The 25,741-nt window shown below is 45.3% G+C and carries 21 protein-coding genes; 10 read left to right on the forward strand and 11 right to left on the reverse strand.

Features of this window, described 5'->3' with window-relative positions:
- Nucleotides 1–118 precede the first annotated feature (118 nt).
- From gudD to garD, 9 genes are all read left to right on the forward strand, one after another.
- Nucleotides 119–1,447, forward strand: a complete 1,329-nt coding sequence (gudD, locus tag ASUC_RS09580) for a glucarate dehydratase (protein WP_012073575.1) — start codon at nucleotides 119–121, stop codon at nucleotides 1,445–1,447.
- A gap of 144 nt (nucleotides 1,448–1,591) precedes the next feature.
- Nucleotides 1,592–2,977: a GntP family permease gene (locus ASUC_RS09585; RefSeq protein WP_012073576.1), complete on the forward strand. Its 1,386-nt coding sequence runs from the start codon at nucleotides 1,592–1,594 to the stop codon at nucleotides 2,975–2,977.
- Between the two features lie 236 nt (nucleotides 2,978–3,213).
- Nucleotides 3,214–4,188: a tripartite tricarboxylate transporter substrate binding protein gene (locus tag ASUC_RS09590; protein ID WP_012073577.1), complete on the forward strand. Its 975-nt coding sequence runs from the start codon at nucleotides 3,214–3,216 to the stop codon at nucleotides 4,186–4,188.
- Between the two features lie 69 nt (nucleotides 4,189–4,257).
- Nucleotides 4,258–4,761 (forward strand): tripartite tricarboxylate transporter TctB family protein, encoded by a 504-nt coding sequence (locus ASUC_RS11025; protein ID WP_012073578.1) that lies wholly within the window; start codon nucleotides 4,258–4,260, stop codon nucleotides 4,759–4,761.
- 10 nt (nucleotides 4,762–4,771) lie between these two features.
- On the forward strand, nucleotides 4,772–6,265 hold the full coding sequence (locus ASUC_RS09600; RefSeq protein ID WP_012073579.1) for a tripartite tricarboxylate transporter permease: 1,494 nt from the start codon (nucleotides 4,772–4,774) through the stop codon (nucleotides 6,263–6,265).
- Between the two features lie 69 nt (nucleotides 6,266–6,334).
- A complete protein-coding gene (locus tag ASUC_RS09605) occupies nucleotides 6,335–7,672 on the forward strand; it encodes an enolase C-terminal domain-like protein (protein ID WP_012073580.1) in 1,338 nt (445 codons plus the stop codon).
- A 60-nt stretch (nucleotides 7,673–7,732) separates the two neighbouring features.
- Nucleotides 7,733–8,584 carry an aldo/keto reductase gene (locus tag ASUC_RS09610; protein WP_012073581.1) on the forward strand — a complete coding sequence of 284 codons (852 nt, stop codon included), beginning with the start codon at nucleotides 7,733–7,735 and terminating at the stop codon, nucleotides 8,582–8,584.
- A gap of 199 nt (nucleotides 8,585–8,783) precedes the next feature.
- Nucleotides 8,784–9,890 carry an SMP-30/gluconolactonase/LRE family protein gene (locus ASUC_RS09615; protein ID WP_012073582.1) on the forward strand — a complete coding sequence of 369 codons (1,107 nt, stop codon included), beginning with the start codon at nucleotides 8,784–8,786 and terminating at the stop codon, nucleotides 9,888–9,890.
- A gap of 248 nt (nucleotides 9,891–10,138) precedes the next feature.
- Nucleotides 10,139–11,695: a galactarate dehydratase gene (gene garD, locus ASUC_RS09620; protein WP_012073583.1), complete on the forward strand. Its 1,557-nt coding sequence runs from the start codon at nucleotides 10,139–10,141 to the stop codon at nucleotides 11,693–11,695.
- Nucleotides 11,696–11,756: 61 nt separating this feature from the next.
- On the opposite strand, the gene ASUC_RS09625 is transcribed toward garD, so the two are convergent.
- The 4 genes from ASUC_RS09625 to garL all read right to left on the reverse strand — a co-directional run bounded on the left by ASUC_RS09625 (nucleotide 11,757) and on the right by garL (nucleotide 15,886).
- Nucleotides 11,757–12,908 (reverse strand): CdaR family transcriptional regulator, encoded by a 1,152-nt coding sequence (locus tag ASUC_RS09625; protein ID WP_012073584.1) that lies wholly within the window; start codon nucleotides 12,906–12,908, stop codon nucleotides 11,757–11,759.
- A gap of 12 nt (nucleotides 12,909–12,920) precedes the next feature.
- Nucleotides 12,921–14,057: a glycerate kinase gene (locus ASUC_RS09630; RefSeq protein WP_012073585.1), complete on the reverse strand. Its 1,137-nt coding sequence runs from the start codon at nucleotides 14,055–14,057 to the stop codon at nucleotides 12,921–12,923.
- 128 nt (nucleotides 14,058–14,185) lie between these two features.
- Nucleotides 14,186–15,097, reverse strand: a complete 912-nt coding sequence (gene garR / locus ASUC_RS09635) for a 2-hydroxy-3-oxopropionate reductase (RefSeq protein ID WP_083757697.1) — start codon at nucleotides 15,095–15,097, stop codon at nucleotides 14,186–14,188.
- An 18-nt stretch (nucleotides 15,098–15,115) separates the two neighbouring features.
- Nucleotides 15,116–15,886 (reverse strand): 2-dehydro-3-deoxyglucarate aldolase, encoded by a 771-nt coding sequence (gene garL / locus ASUC_RS09640; protein WP_012073587.1) that lies wholly within the window; start codon nucleotides 15,884–15,886, stop codon nucleotides 15,116–15,118.
- 249 nt (nucleotides 15,887–16,135) lie between these two features.
- Between garL and rdgC the strand changes: the two genes are divergently transcribed.
- A complete protein-coding gene (gene rdgC / locus ASUC_RS09645; RefSeq protein WP_012073588.1) occupies nucleotides 16,136–17,044 on the forward strand; it encodes a recombination-associated protein RdgC in 909 nt (302 codons plus the stop codon).
- Nucleotides 17,045–17,070: 26 nt separating this feature from the next.
- On the opposite strand, the gene hda is transcribed toward rdgC, so the two are convergent.
- The 7 genes from hda to tmk all read right to left on the reverse strand — a co-directional run bounded on the left by hda (nucleotide 17,071) and on the right by tmk (nucleotide 25,683).
- Nucleotides 17,071–17,763 (reverse strand): DnaA inactivator Hda, encoded by a 693-nt coding sequence (gene hda, locus ASUC_RS09650; RefSeq protein WP_012073589.1) that lies wholly within the window; start codon nucleotides 17,761–17,763, stop codon nucleotides 17,071–17,073.
- Nucleotides 17,764–17,767: 4 nt separating this feature from the next.
- Nucleotides 17,768–21,244, reverse strand: coding sequence for a DNA polymerase III subunit alpha (gene dnaE / locus ASUC_RS09655; protein ID WP_012073590.1), 3,477 nt, complete (start codon nucleotides 21,242–21,244; stop codon nucleotides 17,768–17,770).
- A 53-nt stretch (nucleotides 21,245–21,297) separates the two neighbouring features.
- On the reverse strand, nucleotides 21,298–22,599 hold the full coding sequence (locus tag ASUC_RS09660) for a hemolysin family protein (RefSeq protein ID WP_012073591.1): 1,302 nt from the start codon (nucleotides 22,597–22,599) through the stop codon (nucleotides 21,298–21,300).
- Between the two features lie 12 nt (nucleotides 22,600–22,611).
- Nucleotides 22,612–23,139, reverse strand: coding sequence for a DUF1523 family protein (locus ASUC_RS09665; RefSeq protein ID WP_012073592.1), 528 nt, complete (start codon nucleotides 23,137–23,139; stop codon nucleotides 22,612–22,614).
- A gap of 86 nt (nucleotides 23,140–23,225) precedes the next feature.
- Complete coding sequence (locus ASUC_RS09670) at nucleotides 23,226–24,008, reverse strand: TatD family hydrolase (RefSeq protein ID WP_012073593.1); 783 nt, start codon at nucleotides 24,006–24,008, stop codon at nucleotides 23,226–23,228.
- 48 nt (nucleotides 24,009–24,056) lie between these two features.
- The gene (locus ASUC_RS09675) at nucleotides 24,057–25,058 is read right to left on the reverse strand and encodes a DNA polymerase III subunit delta' (protein WP_012073594.1); all 1,002 of its coding nucleotides are present in this window, start codon (nucleotides 25,056–25,058) and stop codon (nucleotides 24,057–24,059) included.
- On the reverse strand, nucleotides 25,051–25,683 hold the full coding sequence (gene tmk, locus ASUC_RS09680; protein WP_012073595.1) for a dTMP kinase: 633 nt from the start codon (nucleotides 25,681–25,683) through the stop codon (nucleotides 25,051–25,053). Before tmk ends, ASUC_RS09675 begins: the two co-directional genes overlap by 8 nt.
- Between the last annotated feature and the right edge of the window lie 58 nt (nucleotides 25,684–25,741).

Below are 25,741 nucleotides of genomic sequence, written 5' to 3' on the forward strand. Positions count from 1 at the left end.
TCCTGCTCTAAAGTGTTAATTCTTCGTCAAAGTGCGGTCAGAAAATGCGGAATTTTTACCGTACTGCTGCAATTAAAGAATTCAATTTACAATTTAGTCAAACAACAAGAGGTTTATTATGAGCACGCCAATTATTACAGAAATGCAAGTGATTCCGGTTGCCGGTCATGACAGTATGTTATTGAACCTGAGCGGTGCGCACAGTCCTTATTTCACCCGTAATATCGTGATTTTAAAAGACAACAGCGGCAATACCGGGGTCGGTGAAGTACCCGGCGGGGAAAAAATTCGTCAAACATTGGAAGATGCAAAACCTTTAGTCATCGGTAAAACCCTCGGCGAATACAAAAACGTGATGAATACCGTGCGTCAAACCTTTAATGATCACGATGCCGGCGGTCGTGGCCTGCAAACTTTCGATTTGCGCACCACCATTCATGTCGTAACGGCTATTGAAGCCGCCATGCTGGATTTGTTAGGTCAATTCTTAGGCGTTACCGTAGCATCATTATTGGGCGACGGTCAGCAACGCGATGCCGTTGAAATGCTGGGCTATTTATTCTTTATCGGTGATCGTAAAAAAACCACTCTCGCCTATCAAAACCAGGAAAATGATCCGTGCGACTGGTATCGTGTCCGTCATGAAGAAGCGATGACGCCGGAATCCGTCGTACGTCTTGCCGAAGCGGCTTATGAAAAATACGGTTTTAACGATTTTAAACTGAAAGGCGGCGTTTTAGACGGTTTCGAAGAAGCCGAAGCTGTCACCGCGCTGGCAAAACGTTTTCCGGATGCCCGTATCACTCTCGACCCGAACGGGGCATGGTCGCTGGACGAAGCCGTTAAAATCGGTAAACAGTTAAAAGGCGTTCTTGCCTATGCGGAAGACCCGTGCGGTGCGGAACAAGGGTATTCCGGTCGTGAAATTATGGCGGAATTCCGTCGTGCGACGGGTCTGCCGACCGCCACTAATATGATTGCCACCGACTGGCGTCAAATGGGGCACACGATTTCATTACAATCCGTAGATATTCCGTTAGCCGATCCGCATTTCTGGACTATGCAGGGTTCTATCCGCGTGGCGCAAATGTGCCATGAATGGGGCTTAACCTGGGGTTCTCACTCCAATAATCACTTTGATATTTCTCTGGCGATGTTCACTCATGTCGCCGCTGCCGCACCGGGCGACATTACGGCAATCGATACTCACTGGATCTGGCAAGAAGGCAACCAACGTTTAACCAAAGAACCGTTCCAAATCAAAGGCGGATTGGTCGAAGTACCGAAAAAACCGGGTCTTGGCGTGGAGTTAGATATGGATCAGGTGATGAAAGCCAACGAACTCTATAAATCGATGGGGTTAGGCGCTCGTGACGATGCTATGGCAATGCAATTCTTAATTCCGGGCTGGAAATTCGATAACAAAAAGCCTTGCTTAGTGCGTTAAGCGCATAATACCGATTTTAAATAACAATATACAGGTTGAACGTTCAACGTAACACTTGCCGAAAGATATCCGATGAAATTTCAACCTGTACTCTTGTCCATTTTAAATCACACTTAAATTTATTCTCTGTAAAGGAGTGAACAAATGGAAACTGCAGCAAGTATGTCGCAAATGCTCGTCGGTTTGGCGATCGGTATTGCGCTTCTTCTAATATTGGCGATGAAAACAAGAATTCACGTTTTTGTTGCTTTAATCCTCGCTTCATTAACCACCGGTCTGATCGGCGGATTGCCTTTCGCCGAAGTGATCAGCTCGGTTACGAAGGGATTCGGCAGTACCTTGGGTAGTACCGGTATTATTATCGGCATCGGCGTCATGATGGGAGCGATTTTAGAGAAATCGGGAGCCGCCGAACAAATGGCGTTCTCCATTATCAAATTAATCGGTAAAGCCAAAGAAGAATGGGCATTAGCCTTAACGGGTTATGTAGTGGCTATTCCTGTTTTTGCCGATTCCGGCTTAATTATTTTAACCCCGCTTGCTAAATCCTTATCCCGCATGACCGGAAAAAGTGTGATTGCGCTCGGTTTAGCGATGGCCACAGGTTTACAATTAGCACACGTATTCATTCCGCCTACTCCGGGTCCGTTAGCCGTTGCCGGTATTTTGGATATCGATATGGGTATGATGATTATTTGGGGCTTAATCTTAACGGTTCCGACCTTAGTAATGTCTACACTGTATGCAAAATGGCTCGGTAAAAAAATCTACCAAATTCCGAATGAAGACGGTACCGATTTTGAACGTAAGGAATTTAAAGAAGAATACATCAAATCCATTGAAAATCTCGAACAAATTTATAAAGACAAAAAACTGCCGGGCGCATGGTTGTCATTTTCACCGATTCTGATTCCTTTAATTCTGATTTTAGGCAATACCACCGTTAATTTCTTAGAAATCGAAAGCGGCTTCGCCAGTTTCTTAAAAATTGCCGGTCACCCAATCATTGCATTGATTATCGGTCTTTTAATCGCACTTTACGGTTTAGGTCGTCGTCTTTCCAAAGAAGAAACCAACAAAGCTATTGAAGACGGTGTAAAATCAACCGGTATGATTTTATTCATCACCGGCGCAGGCGGAGCCTTAGGTTATGTTGTGCGTGATGCCGGTATCGGTAACGCTTTAGGGGAAGCGGTTTTAACCGTCGGCATTCCGGGGATTCTGATTCCTTTCGTTATTGCCGCACTCATGCGTATTGCTCTGGGTAGCGCCACCGTTGCGTTAATCACCGCCGCCACCTTGGCCGCCCCGCTTGTGCCGCAATTAGGCTTAAATCCTACACTGGTCGCGATGTCGACCTGTGCCGGCGCCGTATCCTTCAGCTACTTCAATGACAGCGGATTCTGGGTATTCAACGGTTTATACGGTTTAAAAGAAGTTAAAGACCAATTTATGGCTAAAACAATGGTTTCCTTTATCGGCGCCTTCTCTTGTTTAGCACTTGTCTTGATTTTTAATATGTTTATGTAAGACGACGTAAAATCATCTGAAAGGGAACTTATGTTCCCTTTATTTTTCACTAAAATCCGCCATTCTCCATTGTAAATTTTGTAAAAATTGTGAACTCCGTCACACGACATATTGCATTTGCACAAATCTTTCCGCTAAAAAAGTTATATTTTCTCAGAAATATCGAATACTCAAAAAAACACAATTTCTATAATGTTATTAATTTCTCTATCCATTAACTCTTGGGAGATATCAAGATGAAAAAATTCAAACTTAATACGACACTTGCGGCATTCACCACTGCCGTTGCCGTTTTTTCGACTTCGGCTTCTGCCGATGTAGATTGGCCTAAACGCCCGGTAAACCTTATTGTTGCGTTCGCTGCGGGCGGAAACTCCGATTATAACGCCCGCGCTCTTGCCAAACACTTAACCAAAGAACTCGGACAGCCGTTTGTTGTGAGTAATATTGCCGGTAGCGGCGGTTCTATCGCAGCCGCACAGGTAAAAGATATGAAACCGGACGGTTATAATGTATTAGTCACCCAGCTTTCTTTAAATATTGCCGAAGCCTCAGGTATGGTTAATTTCGGTTTTAAAGATTTTGATCCGTGCTGCATCTTCTCCAGTGCGGCCGATGAAGTATTAGTGGTTAACGCGGACGCACCGTTTAATAACGTTGAAGAGCTGATTGCCGAATCGCAGAAAAACCCCGGCAAATATAAACTTGCCGTAAATACAGGCGCATCAACCTTATGGATTGCTATCGGATTACAACAAGCGGGTGCACAACTTAATGTTGTCTCATCCGGCGGTTCCGGTGAACGTTTACCGCTTCTTTTAGGAAAACACGTCGATATTATTCCAATGCCGTTCAATATGGTTCAGGATTATGTGGATAAAGGTCAGTTCAAATATATCGCCAATGTCAGCAATGAACGCAGTAAGCACGATAAACTGGTAAATATTCCGACATTACGCGAATCAAAAGTTCCGGCCGGTTATTATTATTACAATACCCTGTTCTTCCCAAAAGGTACCAATCCTGAAATCATTGAAAAACTTTCTGCCGCGACAGGCAAAATCATCAATGAAAACAAAGAATATCAAAAAGAAATCGAAGGTTTCTTCCAAAAACCGGTTTATTTGAATACAGCCGATACGATTGCGACCTGGAATCGAGAACGCGACGAATTGCTCGCAATCAAAGACTTACTACAAGGTAAAAAATAACGTTGTGTTAACGATCGATCGGAACCCGATCGATCGTTCATGTATTCTTCCCCCTACAGGAGATGTCACATGAATCCCAAAATAAAAAAAGATCTTGCCGTCAGCATCTTTTTTGCTGTGCTTGCCATAAGCTATCTCTATCATGCGCAAAGCATTTCCGTTTTCAGCCCATTCGGACAACAAGGACCGGATTCCAAAACCATTCCCAATATTATCGGCGGTTTAATGCTGTTTCTCAGCGTTGTATTATTTATCACCACCCTGAGCAACTGGCGAAAAACAAAATCGCTTGAAACCCCGGCGCTTACAGCGGAACAAACGAAAAAATTTCCGATTAAATTAGTCCTCTCTTTAGCGTTACTGAGCTTGTATATCGCCTGTTATCAAGATGCCGGCTTTATTGTTTCAAGTATTACCTATTTAATTTTGCAATCTATTGTTCTCCTTCCGGCAGAAAAACGCAAAAAATGGATATTGTTCATTATTGTATTATCTATAGTATTTACCGTTTCAATCTATTACGTATTCAGTAAATACCTCACCTTGTTTTTACCTGTCGGTATTTTAGGTTAGGAGTATCCCTATGTTAGAAATGCTCAATTCAGGATTCGGTGCGGTCTTCGGTGATCCGCTAAGTATCGCCTTTATTGCGTTAGGCGTAAGTATCGGCATTATTTTCGGCTCGTTACCCGGCTTAACTACCGTTGCCGCACTCTCGATGTTTTTACCCATTACCTATGCCATGAGCAGCGGTAACGGATTATCCATGCTTACCGCAATTTATATCGGCGGTATCTCGGGCGGTTTGATTTCGGCTATTCTGCTCAATATTCCCGGCACGCCATCCTCCATCGCCACAACTTTCGAAGGCGTTCCAATGGCCCGTAAAGGCGAAGCGGGTAAAGCGCTGGGGTTAGGCATTTTCGCTTCGCTTATCGGTACTGTTATCGGTATTTTCGCAATGATAATTCTCAGTCCCGTACTGGCGGCTTTAACCATTAAATTCGGACCGTGGGAATATTTCAGCGTCACATTATTCGCGCTGACATTGATTTCGTCCTTATCCGGCAAATCGATGACAAAAGGATTATTAAGCGCCTTATTCGGCATGATGTTCGCAACAGTAGGTTTATCCTCAATAGACAGCGCCCAACGTTTTACTTTCGGTTCCGTCGATTTGTCATCCGGCTTTAACCTCCTCGCCGTATTAGTCGGTTTATATGCCATCAGCGAAGTTTTGTCTTCGGGCGACGGCAAACAAAGTGCCGGTAAAATCCGGAACTATAAAATGCAGGGACTGCTAGGTTTTCGTTTAAGCGAAATAAAAAATCAAATCGTCAATCTCGTTCGTTCATCACTTATTGGATTGGGTATCGGTATCTTACCCGGCATCGGCGCTTCAAGCAGCAATATCATTGCTTATTCCGTCACCAAAAACGTAAGCAAAACACCGGAGAAATTCGGTACAGGTATTCCTGAGGGGATTATTTCCACCGAAGCCAGCAATAACTCCTCTATCGGAGGCGCCATGATACCGTTACTTACGTTAGGTATTCCGGGAGACGGCGCCACGGCTATTTTACTCGGCGGTTTTATGTTACACGGTTTACAGCCCGGACCGTTGCTATTCCAAACCAACGGCGAAGTGGTTTATCACATCTTCGCATCGATGATCGTATCCTCTTTCTTAATGGCGTTAATTATGTACGCCTGTATGCGTTTCTTTGTCAAAATCCTGGAAATTCCCTCTTATATTTTAATGCCGATCATCATTGTTCTTTGTTTAATCGGCGCGTACGCATTAAACAACCGTATTTTCGATATGTGGAGTCTGCTGTTATTCGGTATTATCGGTTTAAGCCTGTCTAAATTCGATATTCCGGCACCGCCGTTTATTCTGGGTTTTATTCTCGAAAACGCACTGGAAACCAATTTACGTCGCGGTCTGCAATATGCAAACGGTGATATTTCCGAATTATTCCAGCACCCTATCGCCTTGGCATTCTTGCTATTAGCCGCCGCAAGCGTGGTGCTATCCATATACCGTCAAATCAAGAAACCGATGCACACAAGTTAAAAGCCAACAAAAAGTGCGGTCAAAATTTATGCAGTTTTCACCGCACTTCATATAAAAGGAAATTTATTTATGAGTACACAATCCGTTCCCGTTATTACCGATATGAAAGTTATTCCTGTGGCCGGTCACGATAGTATGTTAATGAATGTCGGCGGCGCGCACAGTCCTTATTTTACTCGAAATATCGTTATTTTAACCGACAATTCCGGCCATACCGGCGTAGGTGAAGCCCCGGGCGGCGCAACGATCGAAAATGCGTTAACAGAAGCCATTCCTCATGTTGTCGGGCGCCCTATTTCCATTCTGAACAAAATCGTCAACGATATGCATAACGGCTATTTAGATGCGGACTATGATACCTTCGGTAAAGGCGCCTGGACTTTCGAACTTCGCGTTAACGCCGTCGCCGCACTGGAAGCCGCTCTGCTTGATTTAATGGGACAATTTCTCGGCGTACCGGTAGCGGAATTATTAGGCCCGGGTAAACAACGCGACGAAGTCACGGTATTAGGATATTTATTTTACGTAGGCGATGATAAAATCACCGATTTACCGTATCAACAACCTGTTACAGGTAAACATGAGTGGTACGATATTCGCCGTAAAAAAGCCATGGATACCCAAGCGGTAATAGAACTCGCGGCGGCATCCAAGGATCGTTACGGTTTTAAAGATTTCAAACTGAAAGGCGGTGTTTTTGAAGGTTCGAAGGAAATCGATACCGTTATCGAACTGAAAAAACATTTCCCGGACGCCCGCATCACTCTGGATCCGAACGGTTGCTGGTCGTTAGACGAAGCCATTCAGCTTTGTAAAGGGCTGAATGATGTTTTAACCTATGCCGAAGACCCTTGTATCGGCGAAAACGGCTATTCCGGTCGTGAAATCATGGCGGAATTCCGCCGCAGAACGGGTATCCCGACCGCCACCAATATGATCGCGACCAACTGGCGGGAAATGTGCCATGCGATTATGCTGCAATCGGTGGATATTCCTCTTGCCGATCCGCATTTCTGGACATTAACCGGCGCCAGTCGAGTAGCTCAACTCTGTAATGAATGGGGATTGACATGGGGCTGTCATTCTAACAACCACTTTGATATTTCTTTAGCCATGTTCAGTCACGTAGGCGCCGCCGCGCCGGGTAATCCTACCGCCTTGGATACCCATTGGATCTGGCAAGAAGGGGATTTTTATTTAACAAAAAATCCGTTAGAAATCAAAGACGGCAAAATTAAACTCAATGACAAACCGGGTTTAGGTATCGAACTTAATATGGATAACGTTCTCAAAGCTCACGAGCTGCACAAGAAATTACCGAACGGCGCGCGTAATGACGCTATTCCGATGCAATTCTACTACCCCGGCTGGAAATTCGATCGCAAACGTCCCGCTATGGTACGTTAATAATAAAAATAAAAAAGTGCGGTCAAAATTACCGCACTTTTTACTGAAACGGAGAAAATCATGAAAAAAATCACGTTAAAAAACGGCGATAAACTGACCGCACTTGGCATGGGAACTTGGTTTATGGGCGATAACCAACGTTATCGTCAGGAAGAAATCGCTGCATTACGTTACGGAATCGAACACGGTATTAATCTCATTGATACGGCCGAAATGTATGGCAACGGACGCGCTGAACGGTTAGTCGGTGAAGCGATTTCGCCTTATACACGCGAATCGGTTTACCTGCTTTCCAAAGTCTTGCCTAATAACGCCAATAAACGCAATATGGAGCGCGCCTGTGACAATTCCCTAAAAGCCCTGAATACCGATTACTTGGATATGTATCTGTATCATTGGCGTGGTGTCACGCCGTTGGCAGAAACCGTCGAAGAACTGGAAAAGCTCAAAGCCAAAGGCAAAATTAAAGCATGGGGCGTTTCTAATTTTGATCTGGAAGATATGCAGGAATTGTCGGAATTACCGGCAGGAAAACATTGTCAGGTAAACGAAGTGCTGTTTCATTTGGGATCGCGCGGTATCGAATATGTGCTTAAACCTTATCAGGATAAACATTCTATTCCGACGGTAGCATATTGTCCTCTGGCGCAGGCTGGTGCACTGCAACGCAGTTTAATCGATAATTCCGTTGTAAATACGGTAGCAAAGGAGCTGGATTGTACACCGTATCAAGTGTTGCTGGCGTTCGTATTGGCCCAACCGAATATGATTGCCATTCCGAAAGCGGGACAAGTACAACACATGAAAGAAAATCTCGCTTGTTTAGAAATGAAACTCTCACCGGAGCAACTCTCGCGCCTGAATAACGCTTTTCCAGGCCCGACGCGTCGACAACATTTAGACATCGTATAACAGCATTCCGGTAAAAGTGCGGTCGGAAAATCTTTTATTTTCATGACCGCACTTGTAAAAAACGGTATCTCCACTTGTGCAATTGCTCAAAAGTCATGCAGGTTAATAATCTGAATTTTGTCAATTTCTAAATACAAGCCTTCCCCCTTTTACTTTTATACTAATGAATGTGACGGTTACTTATTATACGGAGGCAGTTATGAACGACACCAATCAACCTACTGTAATGCATTATGATAGTGCTATCGATCGCTCGCGCCGAAACGTATTGCGTACGATTATAGGCGGTACATTATTGTCCGTAACAGGAATGAGTTTTGCCCGAGCAAACCAAAATTTTACCGATGAAGCAGTACTCAGCCCTCGCTATCCCGATCCGCTTATTGAGGTCTTAGATCCCTCATTTAACCAATACCGTCTTTATTCTGCCAGTGTTGAACGCTTAGCGACCGGATTTAGATGGGCCGAAGGCCCCGTATGGTTCGGTGATAGTCAATGTTTATTATTCTCGGATATTCCGAACAACCGCATTATGCGTTACGACCAAATTAGCGGGCAAACTACCGTTTTCAGAGAACATGCGAATTACTCAAACGGGCTGGCGCGTGATAAACAAGGACGGTTGCTGGCGTGCGAACATTTAACCCGACGTTTGACCCGTACCGAATATGACGGTTCGATTACCGTGTTGGCAGACAGGTTTGACGGAAAACCGCTTAATTCGCCAAACGATATTGCCGTACAATCCAATGGTGTGATCTGGTTTACCGATCCTGCTTTTGGTATTAACGGCCATTATGAAGGAGAAAAAGCCAAAGCCGAACAGCCGACTGCGGTGTATCGTATTGCGCCTGAAACGGAAAAATTAGAGCGCGTATTAGATGATTTACTTATGCCGAACGGTATCGCCTTTTCGCCGGATGAAAAATATTTATATATCGTCGGACGTTTCTCCGAAACGCCAAACCAGCGTGAAATTTTCCGCTACAACGTGCAAGCGAACGGAACATTAAGCAATAAAAGCCATTTTTTTGACGGTGGAGAAAACGGCACCCTAGACGGACTGGCGATAGATGAAGACGGTAATATCTGGGCCGGTTGGGGCAGCATTACCAATAGTAAAAACGCCTCATCCGCCGATATGGACGGCGTCATCGTCATTAATCCGCAAGGAAAACAAATTGCTCATATTCATCTGCCCGAACGCTGTGCAAACCTCTGTTTCGGCGGACCGAAACGCAACCGCGTATTTATGGCTTCGGGCCATTCTTTATATGCTCTCTATGTTGAAACCCGAGGCGCCTAAATCGGCTACAAAAGCAAAAAAGTGCGGTCAAATTTTCAAACGTTTTTCCCATTTATCCGACTCTTTAAGTTTTTAGGGAATTGGTTAACACTTTACCAAATTTAACCGCACTTTTATCAAAAACCGTTTGTCATAATTGTCAATAAATCCCTATAAATCCAACCTCAAAATAGGCATTTGCATAATGTTTTATCGTACAGGATAAATTACATTGGTATGGATTTATTTATTTTTAATTGTGGGGATTAATGATGACTACGCAACAAAAACCGCTTTATATCAAAGTGCACTCCGATGACAATGTCGCCATTATTGTAAACAGTAACGGCTTACCTGCCGGTGCGCAATTCGACGACGGTTTAACCTTAATCGAACATATTCCGCAAGGGCATAAAGTTGCCCTGACCGATATTGCCAAAGACGGGGAAATTATTCGCTACGGCGAAATTATCGGTTTTGCCGTAAAAGACATTAAACGGGGTGCCTGGATTGAGGAATCAATGGTGGTTCTACCGAAAGCACCACCGCTGGAAACGCTACCGTTAGCCACGCGCAAAGCACCGAAACTCGAACCGTTGGAAGGCTATACGTTCGAAGGTTATCGCAATAAAGACGGCAGTGTAGGCACCAAAAATATGCTGGGAATTACCACCAGTGTCCATTGCGTTGCCGGTGTAGTGGATTATGTCGTTAACCTTATCGAAAAAGAATTATTACCGCATTATCCGAACGTAGACGGCGTCGTCGGATTAAATCACCTTTACGGTTGCGGTGTCGCCATTAACGCACCTGCAGCTATCGTGCCGATTCGTACTCTCCACAACATTGCGTTAAATCCGAACTTCGGCGGTGAAATCATGGTTATCGGTCTAGGTTGTGAAAAATTACAACCGCAACGCTTACTGGAAGGTACGGTCGATACTTATCCGATTGAGTTGCAAGACGCTACCGTCACCAGTTTGCAGGACGAAAAGCACGTCGGATTCGAATCTATGGTGAAGGACATTCTCGATACCGCCCGAAAACATCTGGAAAAACTGAATCAACGTAAACGCGAAACCTGCCCGGTTTCCGATTTGGTAGTAGGCGGACAATGCGGCGGCAGTGATGCGTTTTCCGGCGTTACAGCCAATCCTGCGGTCGGATTTGCCGCCGACCTATTGATTCGCGCCGGGGCGACCTTTATGTTTTCCGAAGTTACGGAAGTACGCGATGCCATTCATTTGTTAACGCCGCGGGCGGAAACCGTCGAAGTGGGCAAACGTCTGCTTGAAGAAATGAAATGGTATGACGAATATCTTGCCATGGGACAGACGGACCGTAGCGCGAATCCGTCGCCTGGCAATAAAAAAGGCGGTTTGGCTAATGTAGTAGAAAAAGCTTTGGGTTCTATTGCTAAATCAGGCTCAAGTAATATTGTCGAAGTGCTTTCACCGGGCCAGCGGCCGACCAAGAAGGGTTTGATTTACGCCGCGACACCGGCCAGCGATTTCGTTTGCGGTACCCAACAACTGGCGTCCGGTATTACCGTTCAGCTATTCACCACCGGACGGGGCACGCCTTACGGTCTTAAAGCGGTACCGGTAATTAAACTGGCGACCCGGACCGATCTTGCCGAGCGCTGGTTCGATTTAATGGATATTGATACCGGCACCATCGCTACCGGAAAAGAAACTATCGAACAAGTAGGCTGGCGGATATTTCATGAAATTATCGAAGTGGCGAGCGGGCGTAAAAAAACCTGGTCGGACAAATGGGGGTTATACAATCAACTCTCCGTCTTCAATCCGGCCCCGGTGACCTGATAAAAAACGATGAAAAAAACGACCGCACTTGCGGTCATTTTTTATGCTGAGAATAAAAAAGCTAAGAAACGACGTGTAACGCCATATAGAGCAAAAATCGGGCATCCGTGCTGTTTAGATTTAATCCGGTTAAATCGGATATTTTATTTAAACGATACTCAAGGGTATTACGGTGAATATACAGCGCTTTTGCCGTAGCAATGGTTTGCATATTATTTTCAAACCAGGCAAATAAAGTCTTAACCAAAACATGATTATTGTCCGCCAATTTCAGTTTTTTCAGCGGACGCTCCAGTTCTTCTTTTTGCCAGCCGTCTTTAAGTTGATTAAGCAAAACGGGCAAAATAAGCTCCTGATAATTATAAACACGTTGTTTCGGTAAACGGGATTTGCCGATTTTTAAGGTGGTTTTGGCTGTATGATAGGAAAGTGAGATACCGTTTTCCGTCGGAAAATAATTGCCCAGGGAAATTCTGATGCAACTTCGGACATCTTCGTTTACCCGCTCCAGCAATTGTTGGATACGCTCAAGCTGATACGATGAATCCCAACGTCCGAAAGAATTAAACGCCGGTTTTAAAATCACCAATTCCGTCAAGGAAAGAATGGCGATAAGATTATTTCGATCAGGTACTTTTAAGAGCTGCTGAAGATTTTGCAATTCTTCCCGTGCCCGGCTTATCCCTAAAATCGCACTGTCCACTTCAATAATACAGGCAACACGGGGTACCGATAAATCCACTCCGAGTCGGCTCGCCCATTCCACCATGCTTTGTGTGACGGTATCGGAATCAATTAAATTTAAAATCAACTCTTCTTTTAAACGGGTATCCTGAGCCAGTACATTGAATAAACGGGCTTGCTCCAGCATCATTTCCGCCGTCATACATACCAGTTTACCAAATTCTTTTAGACTGGTGGGTTCGCCGGTTAATCCGATGACGCCGACAATTTCGCCGTCGACACGTAAAGGAAGATTCACTCCCGGTCTCACGCCGTGTAAACTATGAATTACCGCTTCGTCAATATCAACAATACGTCCCTGCGATAAAGCCAACAAAGCGCCGTCATGTACTTCACCTATTCGATTCAGATCGCCGCTGGCGATAATTTTGCCCTTAGCATCCATGATATTGATATTACAATCAATAATCTCCATGGTTCGTTGAACAATTTTTTGCGCTAATTTTTCATCTAACAGGTAAACCGGCATACAGATACTCTCTTATGACAATTTCATTTTTAAAGTCGCCGCAATATTGCGTGCCGTGATTTCTAAATTCTGCTCGGCTTCAGAAAGCGCTTCCGACAAAGTACAAACCTTAGTTAATACGCTGAATACGGCATCGATACCGGAATCATACACGGCTTCAACATCTTTGCCTAAACTACCCGCAATACAAATAACGGGAAGATTAAATTTTTTCGCGACGGCGGCAACACCTACGGGTACTTTACCATTAACACTCTGATAATCGATGCGACCTTCTCCGGTAATAACTAAATCGGCATTCCGCATTTTACCTTCAAGATCCAACAGTTTAGCGATAATCCCGATCCCGCTTTTTAGCGAACCGCGTAAAAAACCTGCAAATGCCGCACCCAGTCCACCGGCCGCACCCGCGCCGGCTAAATTTTTTACCGGTATGCCGAGATCCCGTTCTACAATATCTCCGTAATGAGATAAAGCGGAATCCAAGGTATTTACCATTTCCGCTGTCGCCCCTTTTTGCGGCCCGAATACTGCAGAAGCTCCTTTTTCGCCTACCAAAGGGTTAGTAACATCACAAGCGATATCAAAACGGCAGTCTTTCAAACGTAGATCCAAACCCGATATATCGATTTTATTCAGCCGGGCTAATTCCGCCCCGCCATAGCCTAAGGATTTACCGGCGGAATCAAGGAATTTTACCCCTAATGCCTGTAACATGCCTACTCCGCCGTCATTCGTGGCGCTTCCGCCCAAGCCGATAATAAAATGTTGGGTACCTAAATCTAACGCCGCCAGAATTAACTCACCGACGCCGTAAGTAGTGGTTATCAACGGATTTCTTTTATCCGTCGGTACCTGTTCAAGCCCGCAAGCGGCCGCGACTTCAATAAACGCCGTTCGTTTATCCGCCGAAATACCGAAAAACGCGGGTTGCGGCTCACCCAGCGCATCAATAGCGTTCAGCGTTATTTTTTGCCCGTGCATAGCGTCGATCATAGTATCTACCGTTCCTTCCCCACCGTCCGCAACAGGAATTTTTATATAATCCGCATCGGGAAAAACAGATTTAAATCCCCGTTCAATGGTATTTGCCACGTCCATTGCCGAAAGGCTTTCTTTGTAAGAATCAGGTGCAATAACAATTTTCATATCCCTTTGCTCCGTACGAATAACCATATTTAAAATAGTAAACGTCCCAAAACAGCTGATTTTGCGATTTTAAATAAGGTCACAACTCAATTAAAATCGGGGTGCGTAACACCCCAATTAAAGAACGGCTAGAACCGTTTGATCTCGGTACCGGTCAGACGTTCATAATAGCGGGCCAATGCGCTGTGATCCAATTGATCATCACCCGCAGAACGTAATGCCTGCATCATTTCCATAACCACAGAAGTTAACGGAACATTGGCACCGACACCGCGAGAAGTCTCTAACGCATTTGCCAAATCTTTAATATGCAGATCGATACGGAAACCCGGTTTGAAATTGCGATCCAGCACCATCGGCGCTTTTGCGTCCAATACGGTACTACCGGCCAAACCGCCCCGAATCGCTTGATAAACCAATTCAGGATCCACACCGGCTTTTGTCGCCAGCATAAAGGCTTCAGACATAGCGGCAATATTTAATGCTACGATCACTTGATTCGCCAGTTTGGTTACGTTACCCGCACCGATTTCGCCGGTATAAACCACCGAACCCGCCATAGCTTTCATCACATCGTAATATTTATCGAATACCTCTTTTTTACCGCCGACCATTACGGATAAAGTACCGTCGATGGCTTTCGGTTCACCGCCGCTCACCGGCGCATCAAGCATATCAATACCTTTTTTCTCTAATTCGGCATAAATTTCCCGGCTTGCTAATGGAGCGATAGAACTCATATCAATTAAAACCGCTCCCGGTTTAGCGCCTTCGAGCATACCGTTTTCACCTAAAACAGCCGATTTAACATGCGGTGAATTAGGTAACATCGTGATAATGACATCTGATTTTGAAGCGACTTCTTTTGAATTTGCCGCGGCTTCTGCGCCCGCAGCGACCAATTCGTCTACCGCAGATTTGTTAAAATCCGTCACAACCAAAGAATAACCCGCTTTGAGCAGATTTTTACTCATTGGTTTACCCATAATACCAAGACCGATAAATCCGATTTTCATAATGTTCTCCTCTCTCTTAGTCATATTACGTTTTAATATTAGTTAGTCTTTATATTTATCACTTAATGCTTGCGTAGCAGCGCGGAAAATACCCAAATCGCTGCCCACGGCAACAAACGTGGCACCCCATTCCAGATAACGTCTGGCATCAGCTTCAACCGGAGCCAAAATACCGCAAGGTTTACCGTATTTTTTCGCCGTAGCAAAGATATGTTGAATGACTTTTTGTACTTCCGGATGATTCGGTTGACCTAAATAACCCAATGCCGCCGATAAATCGCCCGGTCCGACAAATATACAATCAACACCTTCTACAGCGGCAATTTTATCTACATTATCGACGCCTTTCTGATTTTCAATCTGTACGATCACGCCGATATTATCATTGATCACTTTAAAATAATCGGGAATAGTGGCATAACCGTTATTACGGTGACTAACGGAAACGCCCCGGATACCTTCCGGCGGATAGCGGGTTGCCGAAACCGCATTCATTGCTTGTTCTTCGGTTTCGACATAAGGTACTAAAATATTATAAAAACCGATATCCAATACGCGCTTAATAATGACCGGTTCATTTGTAGGAACCCGCACGATCGGCATGCTGGAACTGTCTTTTACCGCCATTAATTGCGGAATAAACGAAAGCACATCATTCGGCGCATGTTCGCCGTCGAATAAAATCCAATCGAATCCCGCCAAACCGAGAACCTCCATCGTAATCGGACTGCCTAAAGCACTCCAGCAACCGATGAGTTTTTCACCGGCGCGTAATCTTTGTAAAAATTTGTTCGGCACGTATTGTTGATTCATAGCAAGTTTCCTCTGAAGAATGAGTAATCATAATTTAATTAGCAGTTTAGGCAATTTACCGCAAATAAACATTGTAATAATGCACAAATTTGAATTATTCCGAATGTTTTTTTAGTGCCGTTGCCTAACTCATTTTTCACAAAAATAAAACCTGAAGGTTTGCGCATAAATTTAATACGAAAGCCGAGACGTTATCATAATAAAAACTATGTTAAAATCTACCGCACTTTTCCATTAAAAAGGATTGTTATGTATTGGTTTAAAAATGCGATGATTTATCGCCTGACAAAAAAGCTGGATTGGTCTGAAGAAGCATTACAGCAGAATTTGACGCAAAATGCCTATCATCCGTGCGGACAGTCGGATATGAGCAGATTCGGTTGGTCAACACCGTTGCGGGGGGCTGAATTGCTGCACTTTTCCGTAGGGAAGCAGATTTTATTGGTGGCGCATAAAGAAGAGAAAATCATTCCGAGCCACGTTGTGAAACGGGAATTAGACAATCGAATCGATGAACTGGAACAGAAAGAAAACCGTAAACTGAAAAAAACCGAAAAACAGGCGCTGAAAGACGATGTGGTTTCCGTACTGCTACCGCGCGCATTCAGTAAAAATCAGCAAACGGCAATTTGGATTAATACGGAAACGAATTTAATTTATATCGACGCGGCGTCGAGCAAACGGGCGGAAGATGTATTGGCGTTATTGCGTAAATCATTAGGCTCGCTACCGGTGGTACCGCTCGCTTTTGCTAACGAACCGGCGTTGATGATGACAAACTGGATCGCACGAAATGAAATGCCGCAATATTTGACCGCACTTGAAGAAGCGGAACTTAAAGCGGCGGACGATAAAGGTATCATCCGCTGCAAAAACCAACCTTTGGATAGCGAAGAAATCTTATCTCATTTAGAAAAAGGCAAATTCATTACCAAGTTAGCGCTGGATTGGGAAACGCATTTAAGTTTTGTTTTAAATGATGACGGGACCTTAAAACGCTTGAAATTCGCCGATAATATCCGCGAAAAAAATGACGACATTCTGAAAGAAGATTATGCTCAGCGTTTTGATGCGGATTTTATTCTGATGACGGGCGAATTAACCGCATTGACGGAAAACCTGCTGGACGATTTAGGCGGGGAAAAAACGCGTCTGTAGCCAATCCGTCTGTACAACTAATCAGGTTACAAACCTAAAGTTTCTTTCACAAAAGGTATCGTGAGCTTGCGTTGCGCTTGCAGCGATGCCTTATCTAATTGATCTAGCACGGCAAACAAATTATGCATATTGCGATCTAACCGCTTAATCAGGAAACTCGCCGTTTCGTCCGGCAGCTCGATACCGCGTTGACGGGCATTCTGCTGAAGAGCGGTAATTTTTTGCTGATCATCAAGTGCATGCAACTGATAAATTTCTCCCCAGCTCAAACGCGAAGCTAAATCCGGTAATTGAACGGGCAAGCTGTTCGGCGACTGATTGGCACTCACTATCAACAAAGTTTTGCCGTGTTCTTTTATACGGTTGAATAAATCAAAAACCGCCACTTCCCATTCTTCATTCCCGATAACGCATTGTAAATCATCCAGACAGACTAATTCCTGTTGTTCTAAATTATCCAGTACGGCGGGCGAAAAATAAACGGACTTTGCCAACGGCACATAAAGTGCGGTGCGGTTTTCCCCAAAAAATTGATGAGTCGCCGCTTTCAGCAAATGGCTTTTGCCGCAGCCTTCTTCTCCCCAAATATAAAAAAATTGTTGCCGCAACCGAGTACTATTCTTGCGCAACGAATCAAGCAACAATAAATTATTATTACCGTAAAAATTAGCAAAGGTCTCGCCGTCCAGTTGATGAAGCGGCAACGATAACTGCAACATGAGTCTATTCAAATTCTAATTCCACCGCACTTTCGCCCAACATTTCCACTAAAGCGGAAAGAAGATCATCGGTAGGTTTAATATACCATTGCACCCCGAGTTTGAGCAATGCTCTGCCCTGCGGGCTGTCGTAATAAACATTGATCGGCATGGTTCCGTCGTTAAACGGTTCGATTGCCGTTTTAAATTTACGGATAAACTGCGGCGTAATTTGCTCCTGTTTTAAACTGATTGCCAAACTTTTGGCGTATTGGGAACGGGCTTCGTCCAAAGTCGTCAGTTCGCGCACGGACATACGTAGTCCCTGAGTGAAATCATCAAAACTTACCTGCCCCCGAACAACGACAATCGCATCTTTCTGCAGTTTCTCGGCGTAATTATCCAAGGCTTCCGCAAAAAGCGTAATATCCAATCGTCCGGAACGGTCATCCAGACTGGCAATGCCTAAACGACTGCCTTTTTTCGTCACCGCAAAACGGGAACTGACGATCAATCCGCAGGCTGTGGTCATTTGTCCACGCTGATTCGGTACTAAATCTTTCAACCGATTCGGCGTGTAATGCGATAATTCTTTCAGATAACGACTGATCGGGTGACTGCTTAAATACAATCCTAACGTTTCCCGTTCACCGTCCAGAATCTGTTTTTCCGTCCAGCGCGGCGTATTGGCGTATTTGCGCTCCACCTCTTCATGCCCGGCGGTTAACACGCCGAACATATCCGCCTGCCCTATAGCTTCATCCTTAGCAAACTGATTGGAAGACTGCAATGCGTCTTCCAGATTTTTTGCCAATGCAGCCCGGTGCGGACCGAGCTTATCGAAAGCGCCGGATTTAATCAGACTTTCAAAAGTGCGGCGATTAATTTGTTTTAAATCTACCCGTGCACATAAATCAAACAAATCTTTAAAAATACCGCCTTCGTTGCGGGCTTTCACCAACGCTTCGATCGGACCTTCGCCCACGCCTTTGATGGCGCCGATACCGTACACGATTTCACCGTGATCATTTACACTGAAATGATGTTTACCGGTATTGATATCCGGCGGCGTCACTTTTAATCCCATGCGTAAACATTCGTCGTACAAACCGACGATTTTATCGGTATTATCCATTTCCGACGTCATCACTGCCGCCATAAATTCCGCCGGAAAATGGGCTTTCAACCAAAGCGTTTGGTAAGAAACCAACGCGTAGGCGGCTGAATGGGATTTATTAAAACCGTAGCCTGCAAATTTTTCTACCAAATCGAAAATCTTCATGGCGAGCTTACCGTCGATACCGTTCTTAACCGCCCCTTCCTCAAATACAGAACGTTGTTTCGCCATTTCTTCCGGTTTTTTCTTACCCATAGCACGACGTAACAAATCCGCACCGCCCAGCGTATAACCCGCTAACACCTGGGCAATCTGCATCACTTGTTCCTGATACAAAATGACGCCGTAAGTCGATTCAAGAATCGGTTTCAAGGAAATGTGCTGATATTCCGCATCGGGATACGACACTTCTTCCCGTCCGTGTTTGCGGTCGATAAAATTATCCACCATACCGGACTGCAACGGACCGGGACGGAATAGCGCCACCAACGCGATAATGTCTTCAAAACAGTCCGGTTGCAGACGCTTAATCAAATCTTTCATACCGCGCGATTCCAACTGAAAAACGGCAGTCGTTTCCGAATTGAGTAATAGTTTGAAAGATTCCGGATCATCCAGCGGAATACTTTCTATGCGAACTTCCGGCTTACCTTCCCGTACCATTCGGGCATTAATCATTTCTAACGCCCATTTGATAATGGTCAGCGTACGCAAGCCTAAAAAGTCGAATTTGACCAAACCGGCATATTCCACATCGTTTTTATCGAAATGCGTGACCGGATGACGTCCTTCGCTATCGCAATACAGCGGCGAAAAATCCGTAATCTTCGTCGGCGAAATCACCACGCCGCCCGCATGCTTACCGGCATTACGCGTTACTCCTTCCAATTTACGCGCCATGTCGATAAGCTCTTTTACTTCTTCATCGCTATCGTAAGCCTCTTGTAATTTCGGTTCCATATCGAAAGCTTTCGCCAGCGTCATTCCCGGATCCGGCGGCACCAATTTAGAAATACGATCGACGAAGCCGTACGCATGTCCCAGCACGCGCCCTACATCCCGAATAACGGCTTTTGCCGCCATAGTACCGAAAGTAATGATCTGCGATACTGCGCTGCGCCCGTAAGTTTCCGCCACATGATCAATAACACGATCGCGTCCTTCCATACAAAAATCCACATCAAAGTCGGGCATAGAAACCCGTTCGGGATTCAGGAAACGTTCGAACAGTAAATCGAATTCAAGCGGATCCAAATCGGTAATTTTCAATGCATACGCTACCAAAGATCCCGCACCGGAACCGCGCCCCGGCCCCACCGGCACGCCGTTATCCTTCGACCACTGAATAAATTCCATCACAATCAAAAAGTAGCCTGGGAAACCCATTTGGTTAATCACACCTAATTCCGTTTCCAACCGCTCGTCATATTTCCGTCGGTTTTCCGACCGCACTTTAGGATCGGGAAATAAAAATTCCAGCCGTTCTTCCAAACCGTCTTTCGCACGCTTGACCAAATAATCCTCAGTTGAAAGTTCGCCCGTCGGAAATTGTGGCAGGAAATATTGCCCTAAGCGAATAGTGACATTACAGCGCTGCGCAATCAGTAAGGTATTTTCAAGTGCGGTCGGGATATCGGCAAAAAGTTCGCACATTTCCTGTTCGGAACGAAAATACTGTTGCGGAGTGTACAACTGCGGGCGTTTAGGATCGTCCAAGGTATAACCGTCGTGGATCGCCACTCGAATTTCGTGGGCTTCAAAATCTTCCGTTTTCAAAAAGACCACATCATTGGTGGCCACTAACGGAATACGGTGTTTTTTCGCTAAATCCATGGCGGCGCGGATATAACGTTCTTCGTCGTAATGTCCCACTCGGGCAAGACTGATATAAAAATGGTTCGGAAAAAATTTCTGATAAAATCCGAGCGCACTTTCCGCATCGGCAAACTTATCTTTCAGTAATTTTTGCCCGATGTCCCCTCTACGCCCGCCGGACAGAATAATCAATCCTTCTTTATGTTCAATCAGCCAATCCCGATCAATATAAGGTAAATCGTCATAACCGCGCTGATAAGCCTTGGACAGCAATAGCGTGATATTTTTATAACCTTCGTTATTTTTAGCAAGCAATGTCAATTCGAACCGTTCGTCGCCGCACAACGCACTGCTTACCAGTACATCGGCACCGACAATAGGTTTGATACCGGCACTTAACGCTTCACCGTAAAACTTAACCAAGCCGCAGAAGTTAGTGAAATCCGTCAATCCCATCGCCACCATATCTTCCCGGACACAAGCCTTCACCAACGGTTTTACCTTGGCGATTCCGTCAATCATAGAAAAATCGCTATGCGTACGAAGATGAACAAAACGGGGTTGCGTCATCACATTATCCTTCTGATAAAATTTCGGCACGAAAAATCCGCGCCATACTAACGTTATTCTAAACCGGTTCTCAACGACACCAGTAATTGGTCTATTTTGAAATTGTCGGTATCGATAATTTCGAATTTATAGTTATCGTACAATACAAAATCCGTTTTTTTCGGAATTTTTCGCAGCATGTACATCATAAAACCGGCAATGGTTTCGTAATTTTCCCAATCGGGAAATTCTTCAATATCCAGCGCACGCATTACATCTTCCAGCGGTGTTGCGCCCTCAATCAGCCATGAGGTTTCATCGCGACGGACAATTTGTTCCTCTTCATTGGAAACCAGCTCCCCCATGACAATACTCATCACGTCGTTTAACGTTACAATTCCCACGACCAAAGCATATTCATTGACAATCACTGCGAAATCTTCACCGGCGGATTTAAACGATTCCAACACTTCATACAGCGAAAGCGTGTCCGGAATAAACACCGGTTTGCGCAATAAGCGGTTGTCCGTCAAGGAAATATTGTCTTCGCCTTTGAGATAATAACTCAGCAAATCATGGGATTCCACATAGCCCAGAATTTTATCCAGTCCGCCGTCGCAGACCGGTAATTTGGAGTGACTGTCCGAACTCAAGGTTTCCAGCACTTCGGCACGAGCAAAAGTGCGGTCTAAAAACACGATGTTTTCGCGAGTAGTCATGGTAGAGGTGACGGTACGTTGCTGCATGTCGAAAATATTTTCGATCAAATAATGTTCCTGCGCTTTCAATACGCCGGATTCTGCGCCCGCTTCCACCACCGCCACAATATCTTCCGGCGTCATGCCGTCTTCACGTACGGTGGATATACGCAACAGGCGGAAAACGGCATTGGCAAGCATATCAAAAATCCATACCAACGGACCGAACACAAAAATACAGGCCTGCATAATAGTGACGGTTTTCAACGCCACCGTTTCAGGATATGTCATGGCGAATCGTTTGGGAATCAAGTCCGCAATCAAAATGAATAAAAACGTAACCGCAGCGAAAGCCGACCACGAAGCGATGACTAACACGGTGCCGTCGGATAGATGCGTATGCGCACGCAACATCTCCGCAATATAAGGATTTAACGCACTCTCACCGATTACTCCCGACAAAATGGCGACCATATTCAATCCGATTTGCACCACAGTGATGAAACGTCCCGGTTTCGCCTGCAGTTTAAGCAGCTGTTCGGCTTTCGTATTACCGTCATGCGCCAGTGCCTGTAATTTCAGGCGCCGCGAACCGGCAAGAGAAATTTCGGCCGAAGAAATAACCGCACTTACGGCAATCAACAGCAAAATAATGGCGATAGCTTCAAATAGTCCCATGTCGCCTTCTCATTACACCGTTTCGCTGTCAAACCAACCGCGTATGAATTGAATGGAGATAATCATGGACAGTAATCCGAGCAAATAGAAAACATAGCTTAAAATCGGATGTGATCCTTGTTCTTCCGTCACTTCTTTCATAGAAATTACATTGCGGAATTCGTTAAACATCACAATATTCCAGCCGTAATATTTCACTTCCACCATTTTTTTGTTTTGAGCAAAGCCGGAAGCGCGCGCCTGTTGTACGGCGGAATCAAATTTGAAATAGAACGGAAATCCCCACCGGGTATCTTCGTTACGGTAAACCGTCGGTTTAAGTTCGTCCGCACGTTGGGTATAAATGTAATATACGTCGCGGGTCGGTCCGTCCTGCGGATTCGCTTTGGTAATCGGACCGTCTTTATCCACACGTTTCACTTCCACGCCGGTTACACGCGTGGTTTCATAATGGGGAAAAACAAAATGAATACCCGCAAACAGCACCGCGTGAAACAATACCACAACGGTGATTAAAAAATATTTGATAACTTTACGCATTTTCTATCCCTCTCTCAGAGAAATGATTCCGTCAAAGTGCGGTCAAAAAACGGCAGATTTTTTACCGCTCCTGAGGAAGCAAACAATTAATGAACCTTAATTTTAAACAAACGTTCGAAATTTTCCGTCGTAATGCGGGCAAATTCCTGTGCGGAAACGCCTTTTAACGCCGCTACATACTCACATACTTCCCGCGTATACGCCGGTTGATTTTCCTTGCCGCGATAAGGCACCGGCGCCAGATACGGACTGTCGGTTTCCACCAGCAGACGTTCGAGCGGCACGTCACGGATTACATCACGGATGTCTTCCGCATTCTTAAATGTCACGATACCGGAACAGGAAATATAAAAGCCCAAGCCTAAAGCCTTTTCGGCAAACTCTGCGGTTTCGGTGAAACAGTGGATCACGCCGCCGCACTTTTGCGCCTGATTTTCCCGCAGCAAGGCAACGGTATCCTCGCCGGCATCGCGCGTATGAATAATAACCGGCTTATTTAATTGATTCGCCGCCTGAATTTGCCGGGCAAAAACGGTTTGTTGCAAAGTTTTATTGTCAACGCTGTAATAATAATCCAGCCCGATTTCACCAATCGCCACCACTTTCGGATGCACGGCTAACTCCAATAAGCGCGCGTGATCATAAGGTTCGTCATCCAAATCCAACGGATGCACGCCGCAAGCCAGCGAAACATTATCCAAATGCGCCAGCATTTCGCGCTGTTTCTCAAAACGGCTTAAGGTAACGCCGATATTCAATAAATGTCGCACACCGCGCAACCGCGCTTTTTCTACCACATCATCCACATTTTCATGTCGTTTCTCATAATCCAATGCATCCAAATGGCAATGGCTGTCGACAATAAACATAATCCTTCCTTTACTTAATCCGCCTGAAATCCGACTTCGGACAGACTATTATTTTTCAAAAACATCCGTAATCAGGCGGGTGAGTCCGTCTAACAGAATCAGTTCCTGATTCGCCGCCGTAATCCGGGTTAGATCCGATCGCACCTGCCGCATAATCTCATTGGCTTTCAGCAATCCTTGTACGCTTTGTTTTTCACTGAATTGGCGGACACCGCGAACCAAATCCTGACACTGCCAACCGTCCCGAATATCCAATTTATCCTTTAAGGCATCGGCTAAAAATGCAGCCATCCATTCCGTTTGCTGCAAAATCAGCGATTTATCGAACATCGGCAATAATTCCAACGGCGAACGACGTTGATAAAACAACCAAAATGCCCGTAAAAATTCGTGGCGTTTTGCGATTAACCCTTGTTCCAACGCCTGCCGCGCCAATAACGGTCGTCCGTAATTAATGCGAAGTGCGGTCGAAATTTCATCCGTTTTTTGTTCGGACAGTGCAATCGAAGACTGCGCCCGTAACCATGCCAAGGCCACCTCTTGCGACGGAACGGTAATCATCCAAGCCTGACAACGACTGTAAATCGTCGCCAATAATGAGGCGTTTACGTCCGTTTGTAATAAAAAATACGTATTTTCGGGCGGCTCTTCCAGTGTTTTCAACAATGCATTGGCGGCCGCTTCCGTTAACCGTTCCGCCCCCTGTAAATGCACGACTTTATTACCGCCTTGCTGTGCATGCCGGCTGATAATCTCATTAATTTCACGCACCTGATCAACGCCGATATCTTTGTTATCAACAGACGCCAGTACATGAAAATCCGGGTGATTACCCGCCCGAAACAAATAACAGGCATGACATTGTTCGCAAGGTTTTTCTACCTGCTGCGACGCTCGGCATAACAAAAATTGCGCCGTCGCACGCACCAAAGTTTCCGCACCCAAACCTTCGTCCGCTTTAAACAATAAAGCATGATGTCCGTGACCTTGCTGAAAAGCCGCGGTGATATGATGATAAATCGGCGTCAGCCAGGGATAAAGATTAGCCATGTTGAGATTCTACGAATTTTTTGACCGCACTTTGAATATCTGCCGTCACCCGTTCGATATTTTGCCGGGCGTTAATGACGACGGCTTTCGGATTATCGCGAACCAATTCCAAATAACGCGTTCTGGTGCGGTTGAAAAAATCCAACCCCGCCTGTTCGATACGATCCAATTCGCCCCGTCCGCGCGCGCGCGCCAGCCCCTCGGCTGGCTCAATATCCAAATAAAGAGTGAAATCCGGTTCGAAACCGCCCAATACACTGTCTTTCAGCGTTTGCATAAAATGACGGTCCAATCCGCGTCCGCCACCCTGATAGGCTTGCGACGACAAATCATGGCGATCGCCGATCACCCATTTCCCTGCCGCCAATGCCGGTTTGATCACGTTTTCCACCAGCTGGATACGTGCGGCATACAACATTAAAAGCTCCGCTTTATCCGTCACCGGTTCTTCCGTTTCGTGTTTAATCAGCTGACGTAATTTTTCCGCCAAAGGCGTACCGCCAGGCTCGCGCGTAAACACCAAATCCGTGATACCGAGCGAACGCAGTTGCTCCACCACCGTGTGTAACGCCGTAGTCTTGCCTGCGCCTTCCAGGCCTTCCAGCACAATGAATTTTCCTTTCATAATTAATTCTTTCGCAAAGTGGAACGTCCACCGATAAGATATTATCTTGGACAACGTG

The organism is Actinobacillus succinogenes 130Z (genome assembly GCF_000017245.1).
GTDB classification, from domain to species: Bacteria; Pseudomonadota; Gammaproteobacteria; order Enterobacterales; family Pasteurellaceae; genus Exercitatus; species Exercitatus succinogenes.

What these genes read in the sequence shown, in the direction of transcription:
- ASUC_RS09600 (WP_012073579.1), top strand. Translation starts at nt 4,772, where the DNA reads ATGTTAGAAATGCTCAATTCAGGATTCGGTGCGGTCTTCGGTGATCCG.
- garD (WP_012073583.1), top strand. Translation starts at nt 10,139, where the DNA reads ATGATGACTACGCAACAAAAACCGCTTTATATCAAAGTGCACTCCGAT.
- ASUC_RS09585 (WP_012073576.1), top strand. Translation starts at nt 1,592, where the DNA reads ATGGAAACTGCAGCAAGTATGTCGCAAATGCTCGTCGGTTTGGCGATC.
- ASUC_RS11025 (WP_012073578.1), top strand. Translation starts at nt 4,258, where the DNA reads ATGAATCCCAAAATAAAAAAAGATCTTGCCGTCAGCATCTTTTTTGCT.
- ASUC_RS09675 (WP_012073594.1), bottom strand. Translation starts at nt 25,058, where the DNA reads ATGGCTAATCTTTATCCCTGGCTGACGCCGATTTATCATCATATCACC.
- ASUC_RS09610 (WP_012073581.1), top strand. Translation starts at nt 7,733, where the DNA reads ATGAAAAAAATCACGTTAAAAAACGGCGATAAACTGACCGCACTTGGC.
- ASUC_RS09670 (WP_012073593.1), bottom strand. Translation starts at nt 24,008, where the DNA reads ATGTTTATTGTCGACAGCCATTGCCATTTGGATGCATTGGATTATGAG.
- tmk (WP_012073595.1), bottom strand. Translation starts at nt 25,683, where the DNA reads ATGAAAGGAAAATTCATTGTGCTGGAAGGCCTGGAAGGCGCAGGCAAG.
- ASUC_RS09630 (WP_012073585.1), bottom strand. Translation starts at nt 14,057, where the DNA reads ATGAAAATTGTTATTGCACCTGATTCTTACAAAGAAAGCCTTTCGGCA.
- garR (WP_083757697.1), bottom strand. Translation starts at nt 15,097, where the DNA reads ATGACTAAGAGAGAGGAGAACATTATGAAAATCGGATTTATCGGTCTT.
- hda (WP_012073589.1), bottom strand. Translation starts at nt 17,763, where the DNA reads ATGTTGCAGTTATCGTTGCCGCTTCATCAACTGGACGGCGAGACCTTT.
- ASUC_RS09625 (WP_012073584.1), bottom strand. Translation starts at nt 12,908, where the DNA reads ATGCCGGTTTACCTGTTAGATGAAAAATTAGCGCAAAAAATTGTTCAA.
- rdgC (WP_012073588.1), top strand. Translation starts at nt 16,136, where the DNA reads ATGTATTGGTTTAAAAATGCGATGATTTATCGCCTGACAAAAAAGCTG.
- ASUC_RS09605 (WP_012073580.1), top strand. Translation starts at nt 6,335, where the DNA reads ATGAGTACACAATCCGTTCCCGTTATTACCGATATGAAAGTTATTCCT.
- ASUC_RS09615 (WP_012073582.1), top strand. Translation starts at nt 8,784, where the DNA reads ATGAACGACACCAATCAACCTACTGTAATGCATTATGATAGTGCTATC.
- gudD (WP_012073575.1), top strand. Translation starts at nt 119, where the DNA reads ATGAGCACGCCAATTATTACAGAAATGCAAGTGATTCCGGTTGCCGGT.
- dnaE (WP_012073590.1), bottom strand. Translation starts at nt 21,244, where the DNA reads ATGACGCAACCCCGTTTTGTTCATCTTCGTACGCATAGCGATTTTTCT.
- ASUC_RS09660 (WP_012073591.1), bottom strand. Translation starts at nt 22,599, where the DNA reads ATGGGACTATTTGAAGCTATCGCCATTATTTTGCTGTTGATTGCCGTA.
- ASUC_RS09665 (WP_012073592.1), bottom strand. Translation starts at nt 23,139, where the DNA reads ATGCGTAAAGTTATCAAATATTTTTTAATCACCGTTGTGGTATTGTTT.
- ASUC_RS09590 (WP_012073577.1), top strand. Translation starts at nt 3,214, where the DNA reads ATGAAAAAATTCAAACTTAATACGACACTTGCGGCATTCACCACTGCC.
- garL (WP_012073587.1), bottom strand. Translation starts at nt 15,886, where the DNA reads ATGAATCAACAATACGTGCCGAACAAATTTTTACAAAGATTACGCGCC.